16 protein-coding genes are annotated in these 15184 nt (G+C 55.8%); 2 read left to right on the plus strand and 14 right to left on the minus strand.

The window, feature by feature from the left end; genetic code table 11:
- Positions 1-230: 230 nt before the first annotated feature.
- The 12 genes from CI601_RS05665 to CI601_RS05720 form a co-directional block, all read right to left on the minus strand.
- Positions 231-635 carry a DUF2511 domain-containing protein gene (locus CI601_RS05665; protein WP_121914636.1) on the minus strand — a complete coding sequence of 135 codons (405 nt, stop codon included), beginning with the start codon at positions 633-635 and terminating at the stop codon, positions 231-233.
- Positions 636-670: 35 nt separating this feature from the next.
- Positions 671-1531 carry an ABC transporter ATP-binding protein gene (locus tag CI601_RS05670; RefSeq protein WP_121914637.1) on the minus strand — a complete coding sequence of 287 codons (861 nt, stop codon included), beginning with the start codon at positions 1529-1531 and terminating at the stop codon, positions 671-673.
- A gap of 31 nt (positions 1532-1562) precedes the next feature.
- Positions 1563-2321, minus strand: coding sequence for a murein hydrolase transporter LrgB (locus CI601_RS05675; RefSeq protein ID WP_121914638.1), 759 nt, complete (start codon positions 2319-2321; stop codon positions 1563-1565).
- The gene (locus tag CI601_RS05680) at positions 2318-2935 is read right to left on the minus strand and encodes a hypothetical protein (protein ID WP_121914639.1); all 618 of its coding nucleotides are present in this window, start codon (positions 2933-2935) and stop codon (positions 2318-2320) included. Before CI601_RS05680 ends, CI601_RS05675 begins: the two co-directional genes overlap by 4 nt.
- 107 nt (positions 2936-3042) lie before the next feature.
- Positions 3043-3888, minus strand: a complete 846-nt coding sequence (locus CI601_RS05685) for a hypothetical protein (RefSeq protein WP_121914640.1) — start codon at positions 3886-3888, stop codon at positions 3043-3045.
- 14 nt (positions 3889-3902) lie between these two features.
- Positions 3903-4499: an RNA polymerase sigma factor gene (locus CI601_RS05690; RefSeq protein ID WP_259465337.1), complete on the minus strand. Its 597-nt coding sequence runs from the start codon at positions 4497-4499 to the stop codon at positions 3903-3905.
- A 208-nt stretch (positions 4500-4707) separates the two neighbouring features.
- Positions 4708-5241, minus strand: a complete 534-nt coding sequence (locus tag CI601_RS05695) for a ClbS/DfsB family four-helix bundle protein (protein ID WP_121914642.1) — start codon at positions 5239-5241, stop codon at positions 4708-4710.
- A gap of 286 nt (positions 5242-5527) precedes the next feature.
- Positions 5528-6913, minus strand: coding sequence for a hypothetical protein (locus tag CI601_RS05700; protein ID WP_121914643.1), 1386 nt, complete (start codon positions 6911-6913; stop codon positions 5528-5530).
- 32 nt (positions 6914-6945) lie between these two features.
- Complete coding sequence (locus CI601_RS05705; protein ID WP_259465338.1) at positions 6946-7677, minus strand: ABC transporter ATP-binding protein; 732 nt, start codon at positions 7675-7677, stop codon at positions 6946-6948.
- A gap of 315 nt (positions 7678-7992) precedes the next feature.
- Complete coding sequence (locus CI601_RS05710; RefSeq protein WP_121914645.1) at positions 7993-9033, minus strand: zinc-dependent alcohol dehydrogenase family protein; 1041 nt, start codon at positions 9031-9033, stop codon at positions 7993-7995.
- Positions 9034-9284: 251 nt separating this feature from the next.
- Positions 9285-9908, minus strand: a complete 624-nt coding sequence (locus tag CI601_RS05715) for an endonuclease III domain-containing protein (RefSeq protein ID WP_183129774.1) — start codon at positions 9906-9908, stop codon at positions 9285-9287.
- A 118-nt stretch (positions 9909-10026) separates the two neighbouring features.
- Positions 10027-10674, minus strand: a complete 648-nt coding sequence (locus tag CI601_RS05720; protein WP_183129794.1) for an HAD family phosphatase — start codon at positions 10672-10674, stop codon at positions 10027-10029.
- Between the two features lie 311 nt (positions 10675-10985).
- Between CI601_RS05720 and CI601_RS05725 the strand changes: the two genes are divergently transcribed.
- On the plus strand, positions 10986-11324 hold the full coding sequence (locus CI601_RS05725; RefSeq protein WP_101432353.1) for a metalloregulator ArsR/SmtB family transcription factor: 339 nt from the start codon (positions 10986-10988) through the stop codon (positions 11322-11324).
- A gap of 10 nt (positions 11325-11334) precedes the next feature.
- Positions 11335-12063 (plus strand): SdpI family protein, encoded by a 729-nt coding sequence (locus CI601_RS05730; RefSeq protein WP_121914648.1) that lies wholly within the window; start codon positions 11335-11337, stop codon positions 12061-12063.
- Between the two features lie 218 nt (positions 12064-12281).
- Here CI601_RS05730 and der read toward each other — a convergent pair whose 3' ends face one another.
- Positions 12282-14390, minus strand: coding sequence for a bifunctional cytidylate kinase/GTPase Der (gene der / locus CI601_RS05735; protein ID WP_121914649.1), 2109 nt, complete (start codon positions 14388-14390; stop codon positions 12282-12284).
- Positions 14387-15160 (minus strand): pseudouridine synthase, encoded by a 774-nt coding sequence (locus CI601_RS05740; protein WP_121914650.1) that lies wholly within the window; start codon positions 15158-15160, stop codon positions 14387-14389. The genes der and CI601_RS05740 overlap by 4 nt, the downstream gene beginning before the upstream one ends.
- Between the last annotated feature and the right edge of the window lie 24 nt (positions 15161-15184).

Raw genomic sequence — 15184 nt, forward strand, 5'->3', positions numbered from 1 at the left:
CTATAAACCAATTGATGAGCAAATCGATAGTTATAGGAGGCAGATTACCCAGATGACTCTTGAGCAATTGCCCTCTCAACTGGCCCATATTGAACGGGATTCGCGAATCACAGGGAATGAGTAATATCCGCGACAGACAATGTGAGGATGTTCTCTACGCGGTCAACCTGGGTGACCTGTTGTTATTGTTGCCCACCGTTTAGCCACCTTTTGAGCGCTGTAAAAATGGTTTATTTTGGGACGTCGCAGACCGAGAAGGCGAAACTCATCAGAGTTCCTACTGACTTACTCTTATCTGATTTTAATGTTTCAATGCTTTTGAGATGCTCATTGTCTTGTACCTGGTTCAGTGCGTACTGTTCACCATCTGAGGTGGTAAAGCGGAGGATGGGGTCTCGCTGCTTGCTGAGCTTGCATGACACGGTGCCCTCATCAACTTTAAGAGGCCAGGTGTGACCCAGATCTTCTTTCGAAATTGTTTGCGGGTTGCTGGTAGCTGCAACCTTATTGCTTCCATCAGTGGGATACTCTTCAGGGTGCTTCATACCATCAGTGCAGCCGACAACCCCCACTGTCAGCATAATTGTGGCGCATATAAGGAAAAGGGTTCTGAGGCTCTGCTTGATTCGTTTCATAATTATCGACGTTCTTTCATACTTGGAGGCGGTTTCTAGCGCTCGCTGGCCAAAGCCATATATCCGTCCTCAAGGTTGGGCGCAGTTTCTACAGAGCCTGCCGGCGGTGTATCGGTAACTATGCGGTATCTTGTCCCCTGTGGGGTGGGTTCCGCGTTGATGATTGTGGCATTTTCCGGTGGGGCCACAATGGGGGGCGTGACCCAGGTGTGACCGGCAGCTTCATGGATCAGCCCCTCTGTCGGCCCGTCATACTGGTTGCGTCCGCAACGTAATACGCATACCCAGGGGCAGGTTTGTGCAACATCATCGAGTATGTGGGTGGAAAGGATAACGGTTCGATCCTGTCCCAGCTGGGCAAGGAGCGTGCGGAACCGCATGCGCTCTTCGGGATCCAACCCCGCTGTCGGTTCGTCGACTACCAGCAGCTGGGGGTCGCCCATAAGGGCCTGTGCGATGCCAACCCTACGCCTCATACCCCCGGACAACCCTCCGATAGGTTGGTTCATCACGTCTTCCAATCCCACCTGTTCCAGGAGGGTATGTACCTGCTCCTGCCGTGCACGTTTATTGTCGATCATTTTCAAGATGCCGATATAGTCAAGGAATTCAAGCGGGGACAGGTTCTCGTAGGGGGTTATGTGCTGTGGCAGATAACCCAGGCGTCGTTTTAGATTTCGCCTGTTGGCCGAGGAAGAGAGGTCTTGTCCATCAATAAAAATTTTACCTTTAGTCGGTTTGATTATTCCGGTGACAATACGCATGAGGGTTGTTTTACCGGCACCATTTGGACCTATGAGCCCTATCATGCCTTGTGGAAGATCAACGGTCAGATCGTTCAAAGCAGCCGGTCTCCCCCGAAAATCCTTGGTCAGATGGTCAATAGAGATAAACATGTGAGCAATTCCTTTCAAAGTCAGATGAAAGTCAGACCCGAGCTTTTATGCGGTCGGAGGCTATGTTTGCACCAGTGAAAAGGAGCAAGATAATACACACCTGCCAGAGCAGGGATATGACTCCTGATTGGACGGTAAAGGGGCCGTTCGCTGGTGCGTACATAGGATCGGTATGGAACCATCCCTGTGCAATGGGATCGCCAATGACTGCCAGCGGGCCACCATTGAGTGTTGGAAGTGGTAAGAGGGGGGTATAGAAAGCCAGCCAAGCCCATACCAGGACGGCAAGAATTCGGGCTACGATCGTGGGCAACAGGGCTCCTAGCAGGGCGGATATTCCCATAGCGATCAGTATTGATGGCGCGAGTATGACAAATGCTACTGCCAGGGCCACAAGTATTGCCTTACCGTTGCCGTTAAAGGCTTGGTAGATTGCGATCAATACAAGGAAAAGCAGGGAAGATGATATGCAGATGACCCAGGCTCCCAAGACATGAGCTGAGCGGATGACGGCCATCGGCAAGGGGGAGGTGGATTCAAGTTCGCCCATACCTGTTCGCCTGCCGGCAGTCATAAGGTCGCTAAAAGATGCTGCGTATGCCAACGGGGTGAACATAGCAAGAACCTGTCCGGTAAAAACCAGACCATCTATGTTGCTGAATCCAGGTGACATAGGAGAAGCATAGGCCAAAAAGAGGGCGAAGAGCGCCAGCGGTATGCTGGCTATCCACAAGGCTTTGCGCCGATAAAACATCAGTAGCGTGATGCGTACAAGGCTCAGTATCCTCATAGGGCCGCCACCTTTACAACATTGTGCTCCGCATCACCGCACATGTTCCATCCGAAGACTGCGCCTGCCGCTGCAATAAACAATGGAATGAGTCGTTGCCGGACCGGATCGGTGATGTATGGATCCCATATAAAACATAGAAACAGCCAAATAGCTATGGAAGCCAGCGACGATGTTGACATAGACGTGGTGAGTACGGCTATAAGGAAAACCAGACAGTTGACGATGAATATACTGCCAACCGGGGTAATGATGCTCACCCATCCCAGGTCACGTGGCCAAAGTCGCATCATATGCAAGCCGGTAAAAAGAAGGCCTACGGCAGTAAGAAATGCTCCGGTAATGATAAGCAGCCTGGTCACTTGAACCTTTCGCCATCCAGTTGGGGTTGATTCAGCAAGTTCAACGATTGGGTCACCATTGAGCACAAAAGCTGTAGATAGGCCAGCAGCAATTACTGGCACCTGAGTAAGAGCCATCATAACCGGCCGTATGCGGCCCGGTGACCAAATGCCCTCCAGTAAGAAGCCCGCAAGAAGAATGCCTGCAGTCAGTATGAACGGCAGTAATACCGGCCTATAAAGCCTCTTGAGCTGTATACCTACGAAAGCCAACCTCGTCCACCTTCCTCATATCTGGTTTTGGCCTCGGCTGCTGCCAGACATTGTTCGCTACTCGTTCCGTCTGCTTGGTTAGTAGCGAGAGAGGATGAAAAGGTTCATTAATTTTTATCTCCACCGGCGAGTTGAGTATGCCAGGCAAGAGGGGCTGTAAGGATAGCAGCAGATAGGAGTCCCACTGTCAGTAAGATGGTCCCTGCCCAGGCTGCGGTTGTAGTCGGTACCGAATTGACCCATGCCGGTAGGAAAAATGATGACCTCAAGTTCTGCAAAGTTCTCATTAGTGGTGCAAGTATCCCTAGGAGCAGTGCAATCCAAGAGCATTGCCATATGCATAAGAGGGCCACGATATTCGCCAGGAGTGTTATGGGGGCTATGGTTTGGGCGATAACCTGCAGGGGTCTTATTCCAGGGTTGATTGTAGTGACAATCAATAAGGCTACTCCCCCGACGACAATATTGGAGATAAAGGCCAGCAACAGTCTAATAGCTACTACAACTTGAGGTCCCAGGGGCATACTGAGCATTAATTCACGATCATCTTTAATAGAAAAGACCAGGATCATGGTCAGTGCCATGTTGAGCATGAGCATATTTGAAAAAATATGCAGACCGAGACTGCCGTAACGCGCACCTTGCATAAGGTTGCTAATTAAAACGGAGCACGCTGCTATCGCAATTTCTACCAGTAAGATATATCGCGGCATGAGGCGGAATTGGGCCCGAATAAGTGGGCCACAGGAACGTACTTGACGCATGAATGGTATCGGTTGATCCGTTGCCAGCGACGGCTTCTGGTGGATGGCTTTCATTACGCTAGTAAAAGCCGGAACTGCCGGCTGGGCATTCTGCTCTTTCTCTCTAAGAACCTTCTGAACTTCACCCTGGTATTGTTCGGTAACTGGGTTTGTGCTGTCTGGGCTTGTGCTCTTGTATCGGTCTGTCATAATCACCCCTTCAATTATCTCTGGCTCTGCAGTTTATGGGGTTTGACAGGAGCGAGGTCGGTCAACTGCGGGCGCAGGATCTGCCTTGCCCGGGCAATACGAGACTTCACAGTCCCAACCGGAACGTCGAGCAAGGAGGCTATTTCCGGGTAGGGTAACTCGTGGAGCCAGGCCAGCGTCACCGTGTATGCCATTTCTGCTGGGAGTGCATCAATCCTTTGCCGTATTATTTCCATCGTCAGGTCCTTATTGACCAGTTCTACAGGCTCCAACTGATCATCGGTTATCGAGTCAAGTTCCACCTGATCCATTTGGTCAGGTGGTTTCGGTTTGCGACGTTTCATATAGATTTGCCGGCGGGCAATGCTGAGTATCCAGGTAAGCACCTTGCTGTCTGCGCGAAAGGTTTTTGAGGAACGCCAGCAGCCCAGCCATGTGTCAGCAAAAACTTCACTGGCATCCTCGTCGTCGGATATTCGCAGGGAAATAAAGGCTTGGACGGTATGAGCATACTTATTGTAAAGCGCTTCAAAGGCCGATTCATTTCCGTCAGCCACCATCTTGATCAGCCTTATATCATCAGCATCTGGATCAATGCGAGATCGTTTCACTGATGATGTCCTTCTCTGTTTTGTCTACATCCTAGATATCGTCTTGCTTACGGCTATGCAAGCGGTTATCGCGGTTATGCTCCATTGCTATTACGAATATGTTGGGATGCTGCTTTTGGGATCGTCCATCCTGTGAATCCCGTCGCAAGACAATTCCTTAACGTCTGCGTATCAGGCAACCTCTTATCAGGTGTAGGTGTCCTAGCGTTTATTTGCGCCCCTTCAAGTACTTCCGTATCTTCTTCAGGGCCCAGTCGTAATGGCTGGAGGTCGAAGAGATGAAGGCAGAGCCCAAGGTAGAGTTTCCTGTCCATGGGAGGGCGCCCTTGGTAAATAGCTGCTCGTTGGTGAACGATTGCGCCAGGGCCATGACCTTCTTATGGGATTCGATACACAGGTTCAAGGCCTGATCGTAGGCGGTGTCATCATGCTTGTCCCGCAGCTTGACATTCATCTCGCCGTAATTGCGCCAGTTGTAGCCGTCAGGAAGAAAGTCGTGGATCCTGCCCTGCTGGTTGTCCTCCACCCAGTTCAACAGCAGCTGATGCCACTCGTAGAGATGGACGAGCACATCCTTGATGTTCCTGTCGCGTGCCCAATGGGCCCCCTTCTCCTTGCTCAGGTCGAAGGAAAAGCGGCCATTGCGCTCTTCAGGTGTAAGCGGCTCAAGCAGCGCCATGAGTTTGTCGAAGCCATCATCAGCCGCCTTGATGAGTTCTTCCTTGGTGGTCGGTCGTGCCATGACGGTCCTCCATTTGTCTGTTGTTGACAAGATTTGACTGGTTTATCGTCACCTGTCACGGTTTGTCATTGACTGTACCCTATATGGGCCTTGCAAATGCTCGCGTGTAGGAAATCGTCGCGAATTCAAGTGCTCACAGTTGCACCTACCTAACAATTAAATTCATCAAGCCAAGCTCTGCATATACCCGACTTAATTTATTTAACAAGAGGCATGAGGGAATGGCAGAGGTCGGCAGGTTTGCTGTGGCTCAAATATGTAACCGGGCTTAGGCAGCAGGACTTTATTACTCGCCTATGGCATGAGATATGACACTGACAGAGTTCTCGAATCTGGTGGTCAGAGCTTGGATTCCTGTGGCTGCGGCACCAAGCAGGGAAGCGATGAGCACCACTACGATCCAAGCGCCCCATTGCACGCTCATCTGTGCTTTGCCCATGAAGCGCGAGAGCATGAAGGTCAGGGATGAGGTGCAGAGCAAGGTGATGACCAGGGAGAGCAGTGTGCTGGTAATCATAGTGATGATGCCGTCAAGCGCTCCCAATACTCTAAGCTGTCCGATTCCAGCACCTGATACGTAGGTCAGCGCCAGATCAAGTCCTCTGCCTTTGGAAGTGATCAAGGTGCCTGCAATTGCACCTGTTATCGCGATGATTATTGGCGGTCCAGTGAGCGCCAAGAGACTCGCAAACATGTCTGTGGTCGCCGGAACGCTGCCTGGTGTGTGGGGAAAAGCGACTAGCAAGGTGGTGATCATTGTGCTCAACCCTCCGCCGACGGTCATCAGCAATGATAGACCCGCAGTCATCGGGATGATCGTCGCTCCCTGGCGCTGTATGCTGCCGACAGCCTGCTGGCCTGCCAGCCTCCAGGTTCTGGATGGCAACGCCACAATACGCGTCCATATCGCCGTGAAGCCGGGCAGGAGGTATGGCGCGAAAGCTGCCAGCGAGAATATCAGGAGGAACATGCCGCCCATAGCGAAGGCGAGAAATACCGTCATCCGATCTGGAGCGGCATCGCTGCTCATCTGACTGGCACGAGGGTTAGTTGCAAGTGCAAAAGCTGGAATCAGCAACATGCAGCCCGCGCCAATCAGGCATACTATTCCCAGGAGGAAGCGGAAGACGCCTATCCGCTTTGGTGGGTTCTGGGATTGCCTGAGGGCTTCCATTGGTCGTATTTTCGAGAGCGAACGGATAGTCAACAAGGTGCCTATGAAGATGGGCGCAGCGCTGAAAGCGAGGCCTTTGCCTAGCGAATCGAACAGGTGTCTGCCGGCATAGGTCAAATGCAAATCAAATGGATTTGTCACCATGGCGAAGGTCAAGGGCGTAATCACCGGCAGCAAAAGGCAGGTGGCTGCAACAGACAGGATGAATAATCCCATTACTATCAGCAGATTCCAGGCCAGCAGTTGCCAAGGCAGAGCGCCTTGCAAAACCATGAGCGCCAGTTGATGCCGGCGTTGATTCAGTGCTGAATTCATGACCCATAGCAGCACAGCTATGGTGATGATCACGCTGAATGCCAAGGCGGGACCGGTGTATGTGGATCCAAGTTCCTGCTCCGGGCCCTGATAGTCCTGATCAATGATCGTGGCGATCGCGATGAGGGAGCAGATGACAGTCTGGGATACGACCATGGCCAGCAAGACGGCGCTCCAGACCATGGGCGCTGCTTTGAGTTCGGACAGAGCGCCTCTCATGCCATGGGCGCTTTCGCAGAGAATGACTGGCTGATTCGGCCATCGCGCACGGCAAACAACCGATCGCACTGACCTGCCACTTCATTGCTATGCGTCACCAGTATGATGGTTTTCTTCTCGTGGTTGGCGAGTTCCTTCAGCACCGATATGACCTTTTCTCCGGATTCCTGATCCAGGGCGCCAGTCGGCTCGTCCGCGAATACCACGTCTGCGTCGGATAACAGGACGCGGGCCAGGGCAACACGTTGCTGCTCGCCGCCTGACAGCAGGGTGACGCTTTGCTTTTTCTGATCGATCAAGCCAAAGTACTTCAAGAGTGAATCCGCCGTCTTTCTGGGAAAGCGGGATCCGCGAAGGGTGAATGGCAGAGCCAGATTCTGTTCGACTGTCATGCTGGTGATCAGGTTGTAGGACTGGAATACAAAGCCTAGATGCTGGCGTCTGAACTTGGTCATGGCCGACAGCCCCAGACGGGTTATGTCCTTGCCCAGCAGAAGCACATTGCCGCTAGTGGCCTTCTCCAGCCCAGCCAGGCAGTACAGCAGCGTCGATTTGCCACTGCCTGACGGCCCTATGATGCCGGTCATCTCCCCCGGATAGGCAGTGAATGCTATGTCATTGAGAATGGTCAGTGAATCGCCGCGGCGCGGGGAGACCACCATGGACAGCCCCGTAGCTTCAATCGTTGGTGTCGGGCCTCTGCTCACGCTTACGTTGGGGTTATTCATGGTTGCATCTTTCCCTTGGATGATCATCGACGACCTTCCAGACCGAGGCATCTACGCTCAGTAATGCTGATTCGCCTCGCAGATGTCATGTGCCCTCGTTCGTCGCTTGACCCTGTATGACGGTCATCCTTGTCGTCATCAGTCACTTCCATTGATATCAGCGAAAGAAGGGATGAAATACCCTGATTTACCCTGAATTATCCCTGACTCGGCCCTTATTTTTTCGGAATAAGAGGCATGTTCAGGCAGGCATGCTTACGCGGCGCCACCGGTAATGTCAGCAGCGCCGAGAATCAGCTGATTACTGCTGCAGCCTCATTCGCCAACAAGCAGCAGGGCTTTGATGGCGGTGCGCTGGTCCATGGCCTCATAGCCCTCCTGGATGTGATCCAAGGCAAAGCGCTTGGTGAAGACCTTGCCTGGCTGGATGCTGCCCTTGAGCACTTGGTCAAGCAGCAGATGCCTGTCATATGTGGTGACTGCGGCCGTGCCTCCTCGCAGCCCGACATTGCGCCAGAAGAGCTTAGAGGTGTCCATGGTAGCCTGCTGCGGTACGCCGACCCGTCCGACCACTGCGCCGGGCCGGGCCACCCTGACGGCGGTATCGGTGGACAGTTCGGTGCCCACGCATTCCAGAACCGCATCGACTCCTGCTCCGTCGGTGAGGGCCATGACCTGCTCCACAGCAGCATCTCCACGTTCAGCCACGATGTCAGTGGCCCCGAATTCACGCGCCAACCTCTGGCGGTCCTCATGTCGGCTCATGGCGATGATGCGTTCGGCCCCGCGCAGCTTGGCTGCTATGACTCCGCACAGACCCACCGCTCCATCGCCCATGACCACGACTGTGTCGCCTTCTTTGACCTGGGCTGTAGCGGCTGCATGATAACCGGTGGCCATCACGTCGGAGAGGGTCAGCAGGGAGTCGAGCATGTCGTCGCTGTAGTCCTCAGGTTGGCCTGGAATCCTCACCAAGGCCCAGTCCGCGTTGGTGAATCGCAGATACTCGCTCTGATAGCCGCCGCTCCCCCGCCTGTCCGGATCAAGGCAGTCACCGTCGAAGCCGGCCCTGCAGGCCGCGCAGTGCCCGCAGCCATGAGTGAAGGGTGCTACGACGAAGTCACCAGGTTTGACATGAGTGACATCCGAGCCCACCTTCTCGACCAGGCCGATGGCCTCGTGCCCTACGTGACTGCCTGAGGGCATTGAGGAAATACCCCGGTACCACCACAGGTCGGATCCGCACACGCAGGCTCGAATGACCCGAATCACAGCATCTCCCGGCTTTTCAATGGTCGGCATCGGCGCTTCCTCCAGCTCGATGCGGCCCGGCTTCACAAACTTTGCTGCCTTCATGCTCCTGCTCCCCATTCTTCACTACCTGGCGTATTCGCCTGCCAAGTATGCGGATGAAACATAGTCTACGAAGTTCAATCCGCTTGAAGTCAAGTCGATGCCTTATTGTGTGCGATTCACCGAGGTAGGGACAAGATTGTTACGCGGGAACACGGTCATAAGATGCAGCCATAATATAGGTGCTTTATAGGGGTGCCGTATCGGGATACCGTCATATGCCTTGTGACTCGGCCGAGGTACAAGGGTTCAACTCACTTGGAGGAGCTTTCATGACCGCCAAGTTCCTTAAGGAAGGCGGCATAGGCTTGGGGGTTGCGATGGTTTTTGCCTGCTTGGACAATCAACCCGTGGTATTCGCGCAAGTCGTTGAGCGGCCATTGATCAACCTGAATAAAATCCGCCTCGTACTCTTCGCCCTCCTGGTATGAACGCAAGGAGGCCCATCCCAGACCGTCCAGCATCCGGCGTGCATAGGCATCCCAGATAAAGCAGCGCTGGCCGAAGGCATAGAGCCGTATGACATCCGCCGTCTCGCGTCCAACCCCGACAATGGTGAGCAGGTCGTCACGCAGACCTTCATCTGCGCAGTCCTCGACATCGGCCGTGCGGATGCCGTGACCCAGCAGCCACTGAGCCAGGGCCTTGCAGGTGCGTGCCTTGGCCTTCATGAAGCCGCTTGATCTGATCAAGTTCGTCAGCCTTGCCAGATCGACGTCGGCCATGTTGCAGGGGTTGAGCAGATCGGCCTTGCGCAGCTGCTCGATGGACATGGCCGCGTTTCCCCAGGCCGTATGCTGGACCAGCACCGCTCCGGTCATCATCTCGAAGTCGGTCTCTGCCGGCCACCAATTCTGCAATCCCAGACGAGCGAGCAAACGTGAATACAGCCACTTTGAGCAACCGGCATTTATTCTGCCTGAATTGCCCATAACGCCTCCACCAAACACTTGACGCTTTCATGGTAACAGCTGGCTCCAGCCGGTGCGGAGTGGATCAGAGAATGGCAGGCGCCTGGGCGAAGTCAGTGATAGCGCCATCGGCCTCAGAGAGGATGGCATCCCAATCCTTGGCCGAAGACTGGTCGTACATGGCCCAGACCTTCATCCCAGCGCGTTTGGCCGAATCGACGGCGACCAGAAGATCCTCGAACACTGTGCAGTGGTCGGGCGCAACTCCCAGCATCCGTGAAGCCAACAGGTAGATTTCCGGTTCCTCCTTGCCGATGCTTTTGGCATCATCCACGCTGCAGACCTGGTCGAAGCAATCGGTCATCCCAGCGTGCTTCAGAGCAGCCTGTCGCAGGCGCGGAGGGAGGCTGGTTGCCACAGCCAGAGCGGCACCGCTGGCTTTTAGCGCCTGCAGGTAATCGAGTGCATGGGGCTTGGGCTGCACAGCTGTGGCGTAGAGCAGGAGTGCATCCTCGTTCCACTCCTCCACAAGATCTTCTGGGCGCTCGTCAAGGTGGAAGCGGTCGATGGTATATCTGGCAATGGCACCGGTCTGCATGGAGGCCACTGCAGATGCGTAATCGTCCGGCATGGGGATGTTGCGGCGAGCAAAGAAACGTTGGTCGATTTCCTTCCAAACTCCCATGGAATCCAGAAGTGTGCCGTCCAAGTCGAAGATGGCGGCCTTGCCAATGTTGACTTTTGTTCTATCTTCACCCACGCCGTACGTTCTCCTGTCTGTCGAAGTTCTTCATAGTAGCATGACCTAAGAGCATGACCTGCCCAGCGGCTTAGAGCCAAGGCCCTCCCCGATCAGCCTTGGCTGCAGAAAAGTAGGTATGTTCAACAGTTTAATGTTGCTACACAAGCCATTAATCCGAGCGATTGTCAATTATTTTGCGCTCAGCGAGCGAAAAGCACATAAAAGTTGAAGAATATATACAATATTGGTTGAAACAATGTTAGCATGCAAATACTAGAGAAAATCATCGAAAAAGGAGATTTATGGCTATTCAAGAGACAACAGCGGCTCTGGCTGATCCCCTGCGTCGTCGTGTGCTGGATCTTTTGGAGCAGGGCGGCATGGAGGCGGGACGCCTGGCCGAAAAGCTGGGAATGACCCCGTCCAAGCTGTCCTATCATCTGCGGAAGTTGAAAGAAGCAGACCTGATTGTCGGCCACAAGCAGGGCACCAGGGTCATCTACGAACTCAATCTGAGTGTGCTGGACAGCACTATTCAGTGGCTCTACCGCCTGCGGACCAGCGCCAGCGACAAGAGAAGTCTGCCCGAGCCACGGACTGTGAGCAAGGAAACTGGTTCGACGGCGGTTTCCGAGTCCTAAGGAGACTCTCATGGCGGATGGCGGCAAAGCGGGTCGGTTCGTACCGACCCTTGTCGCGGCTCAGTGGTTGCCGGGGATAATCATGCTGGGCGTAAGCCGCATAGTGGTCAATCGTCTGCCGAATGAAAACGTCCCGCTTCATTGGAATGCACAGAACCAGGTGGATCGCTGGGGTTCTCCCCAGGAGCTGGTTTGGATGCCCTGCTTCTGCCTGGTCATTGCGCTGATTTGGACCATCCTCATGCTCGTCCTGCGTGCATATTTGATTAAACGTGGTGATGAAGCGGGGCATACCTTGACCGTTTTTCTGCTTGGTGGTCTATGCATGCAGATTATTTTCACGGTTTTAGATCTGTTCGAATTAGCTGTTGCTGATCCTCATTGGGGATGGTGGCCGACGGATTTCGGTATCGATAAGGTCGCCATGCTTTTGACCGGTCTGACTCTCATAGTCATCGGCAATCTTGCTCCTAAAACCAGACCCAACGGCATCAGCGGTTTTCGAGTGCCAGGTGCCTACGCCAGCCGCGAGGCTTGGCGCCGTTGTCAGCAGTTTGGCGGGGTGCTCTTCATGATTCTGGGCGTGGTCATGATCCTGGCCGCCCTGGCTTATAGCGGAGTCAGGCTCTACTGGATCTGTGGAACCGCTCTGGCAGTCGTCCTTGTACTCATATTTGCCTATGGTTCATACGCTGGCAGAAAGTATGCCGGGCAGGGCGGACCTGTCTACCACCGTTAGAGCTTATATGCAATGAGTGGTTTGAAGGAGACTGCAAATAACAGATCTGCATATACGTAATGGGGGACTATCTGAATCTTTTGGAAGGATTTGGAGGTCCCCTAAATACAACAAATGTCCAGAAACATAGTTCTTTCTACAAGGATTTGCAGACAAGGCCGTCTAGTCGAGAAGGCAAGGTCCCTGGGCCGACTAAAGAACCGGCCCAGGGACCTTCTTTATTTGCGCTTCTTCTTTTCGCGGATATGCACCGAGATCTGGATGGGAGTGCCCTCGAAGCCGAACTCCTCGCGCAGGCAACGTTCCAGATAGCGGCGGTAGCCATGCTCCAGGAAGCCGGTGGCGAAGATCACGAAACGCGGCGGCCTGGTGGAGGCTTGGGTGGCGAAAAGAATCCTCGGTTGCTTGCCGCCCCGCAGCGGATGCGGGTGTGCAGCCTGAACCTTGCCCAGGAATGAGTTGAGCTTGCCGGTCGGTATGCGCTTGTCCCATGATTCCAGAGCAGTGCGCATGGCCTTGGCCAGCCGGTTGGTGTGCCAGCCGGTCTTGGCAGACAGGTTGACCCGCTCGGCCCAGGTGACCCGGTCGAACTCGGTCTGCCAGAGCCGCTCGAGACGCTGACGGCCGAAGTCGTCCAGCAGATCCCACTTGTTGAAGACCAGGACGATGGCCCGGCCGGCATCCACAGCCTGGCTCATAACCTTCAGGTCCTGGTCGGCGATGGGCTGGGAGGCATCGAAGAGAATCAGCGCCAGTTCTGAGCGTTCGATGGCTGCCTGGGTGCGCAGACTGGAGTAGTACTCGGCACCCGAGATCTTGTGCAGGCGACGCTTGATGCCGGCGGTATCGATGAATAGCCAGTCCTCGCCGTCCACCTGTACCACCTCGTCGACCGGGTCACGGGTGGTGCCGGCCACATCGTGAACCACGGCCCGCTCCTCGTGGGCCAGCTGGTTGAGCAGGGAGGACTTGCCCACGTTGGGCCGCCCGACCAGGGCTACCCGGCGCAGGCCCTCCGGGGTGAGGAATCCCGAGGTTTTCTCAGCCTTGCTGAGCTGTTCCAGCGCTGCATCCAGCAGGTCACCTATCCCCCGGCCGTGCATGGCGGAGATGGCATAGGGTTCGCCCAGGCCCAGCTTCCAGAATTCCGAAGCGGTGTAGTCGGCCATCCGGTCATCCAGCTTGTTGACGGCCAGGACGACCGGCTTACCGGCGGCCCGAAGCATGGTGACGATCCGCTCGTCGCTGGCGGTCAGACCCACCTGGCCATCCACGACCAGAATGACGGCATCTGCTAGGGATACGGCGACCTGCGCCTGGGAGGCGATGGCGGATTCGATGCCCTCCACATCGCTTTCCCAGCCGCCGGTGTCCACCAGCTTGAATTGGGTGCCGGCCCATTCAGCCTCGTAGCTGACACGGTCCCGGGTTACGCCAGGGGTGTCTTCGACCACGGCGGCACGGCGGCCGAGAATCCTGTTGACCAGGGTGGACTTGCCCACGTTGGGCCTTCCCACCACGGCCAGCACGCCCACGGCCTTAGGGCCTTGGTCCTGGTCATCCTGGTTCTCGGAGCCGCCCTCCAGCAGGGCACGGTCCTCTTCATTCAGCTCATAGTCGTCCAGGTTCCGGGCGTACTCGTCGTAGGAGTCTTCCTCCATAGCCGAGGAGACCAGATCGATCAGGACCTGCAGGGTTTGCTCGAAGGTCAGATCGGAGTTGTCCACGGTGGTCACCCCGTCGGCTGCGCTCATGAAAGAGGTGACCTTGGAATCCCGGGCATCCCGGGCAGCCAGATCCTCGGCGCCGGCTGACCCGGCCTGGGCCTGGCCGCTTCGACGGGCTTGGCGGACCTCCTCACGGGCTGTCAGCAGTACACGGACCTGGGCATCCGGGGCCACCACGGTGGTGATGTCCCGTCCTTCGGCCACCACGCCCCGCTCCTGGTCGGCCATAATGGCCCGCTGAGCAGCGATCAGAACCCGGCGCACAGCCGGAATCGAAGAGACCACGGAGACATGCTCGGAGACCCTGGTAGAGCGTATCTCTTCATCCACGTCACGACCGTCCAGGCTGACAGTGGGATGTTCGGGGTCGAGTCCCATGACCAGGTGGCCACCGGTGATGGAATCGGCCACGGCCTCGGTGATCGCCTCCTGGTCGGGCTGGTTTGCGTCCAGGTCCAGCCCGCGGTCCATGCACCAGAGGGTGACTGCCCGGTACATGGCGCCCGTATCCAGGTAGGCCAGGCCGAAATGCTTGGCCAGGGCCCGCGAGGTGGAAGACTTGCCCACTCCCGCAGGGCCATCGATGGCGACGGTGATCACAGTCCGACCTCCTTATCCAAGGCCTTGATCTCGGCGGCGGAGAGCACCCGGTAGGAGCCCGGACGGATCTCGCCCAGCCGAATGGGGCCGATCTGGGTGCGCACCAGCCGGGTCACCGGGTAGCCGATGGCGCCGAAGATGCGCCGGACTATCCGGTTCTTGCCCGAATGCAGGACCACCTTGACGATGGTGTGCTCGCGGTTGTGGTCGATGATGGCGCAATGGTCCAACCGAATCAGGCCGTCATCCAGCTCCACACCCTGGGTGACCAACCTCCGGCAGACGTTGCCGCCAATGTGGCCGCTGAGCGTGGCGATATAGGTCTTCTCCACCTCGTAGCGCGGGTGCATGACGTGCTGGGCCAGCTCCCCGTCGTCGGTCATGAGGATCAGGCCCTCGGAGTCATAGTCCAGCCTGCCCATGTGGAAGACCCGCTCGTAGCGGTCCCCGATGATGTCGCGCAGGGTGAACCGGCCCTTGGGGTCGTCCATGGTCGAAAGGACCTTGCGCGGCTTGTTCAGGGCAAGGGTGACATGCTTGTCGTTCAGATGGATGCGGGATCCATCAACGCGGATCTGCTGGTGGGATGGGTCCACCCGGCTGCCCAAGGTGGTGACCAGCTCGCCGTCGACCTCGACCCTGCCCTGGGTGATGATCTGCTCGCATTTGCGACGAGAGCCGAATCCGGCCTGGGCCAGCACCTTCTGGAGGCGGATGCCTCCCTCCCCCTGTTCGCGCGCTCTGATCGCCTGTGTGTATGGATGTGGCATCGTTCTCCCAACGTGGCCTGATAG

The sequence above is a fragment of the Bifidobacterium sp. wkB344 genome (assembly GCF_003688305.1).
GTDB lineage: Bacteria > Actinomycetota > Actinomycetes > Actinomycetales > Bifidobacteriaceae > Bombiscardovia > Bombiscardovia mizhiensis.

Coding starts and splice junctions, on each gene's coding strand:
- CI601_RS05665 (WP_121914636.1), bottom strand. CDS start 635: ATGAAACGAATCAAGCAGAGCCTCAGAACCCTTTTCCTTATATGCGCC.
- CI601_RS05670 (WP_121914637.1), bottom strand. CDS start 1,531: ATGTTTATCTCTATTGACCATCTGACCAAGGATTTTCGGGGGAGACCG.
- CI601_RS05675 (WP_121914638.1), bottom strand. CDS start 2,321: ATGAGGATACTGAGCCTTGTACGCATCACGCTACTGATGTTTTATCGG.
- CI601_RS05685 (WP_121914640.1), bottom strand. CDS start 3,888: ATGACAGACCGATACAAGAGCACAAGCCCAGACAGCACAAACCCAGTT.
- CI601_RS05695 (WP_121914642.1), bottom strand. CDS start 5,241: ATGGCACGACCGACCACCAAGGAAGAACTCATCAAGGCGGCTGATGAT.
- CI601_RS05700 (WP_121914643.1), bottom strand. CDS start 6,913: ATGGTCTGGAGCGCCGTCTTGCTGGCCATGGTCGTATCCCAGACTGTC.
- CI601_RS05705 (WP_259465338.1), bottom strand. CDS start 7,677: ATGAATAACCCCAACGTAAGCGTGAGCAGAGGCCCGACACCAACGATT.
- CI601_RS05710 (WP_121914645.1), bottom strand. CDS start 9,033: ATGAAGGCAGCAAAGTTTGTGAAGCCGGGCCGCATCGAGCTGGAGGAA.
- CI601_RS05725 (WP_101432353.1), top strand. CDS start 10,986: ATGGCTATTCAAGAGACAACAGCGGCTCTGGCTGATCCCCTGCGTCGT.
- CI601_RS05730 (WP_121914648.1), top strand. CDS start 11,335: ATGGCGGATGGCGGCAAAGCGGGTCGGTTCGTACCGACCCTTGTCGCG.
- CI601_RS05740 (WP_121914650.1), bottom strand. CDS start 15,160: ATGCCACATCCATACACACAGGCGATCAGAGCGCGCGAACAGGGGGAG.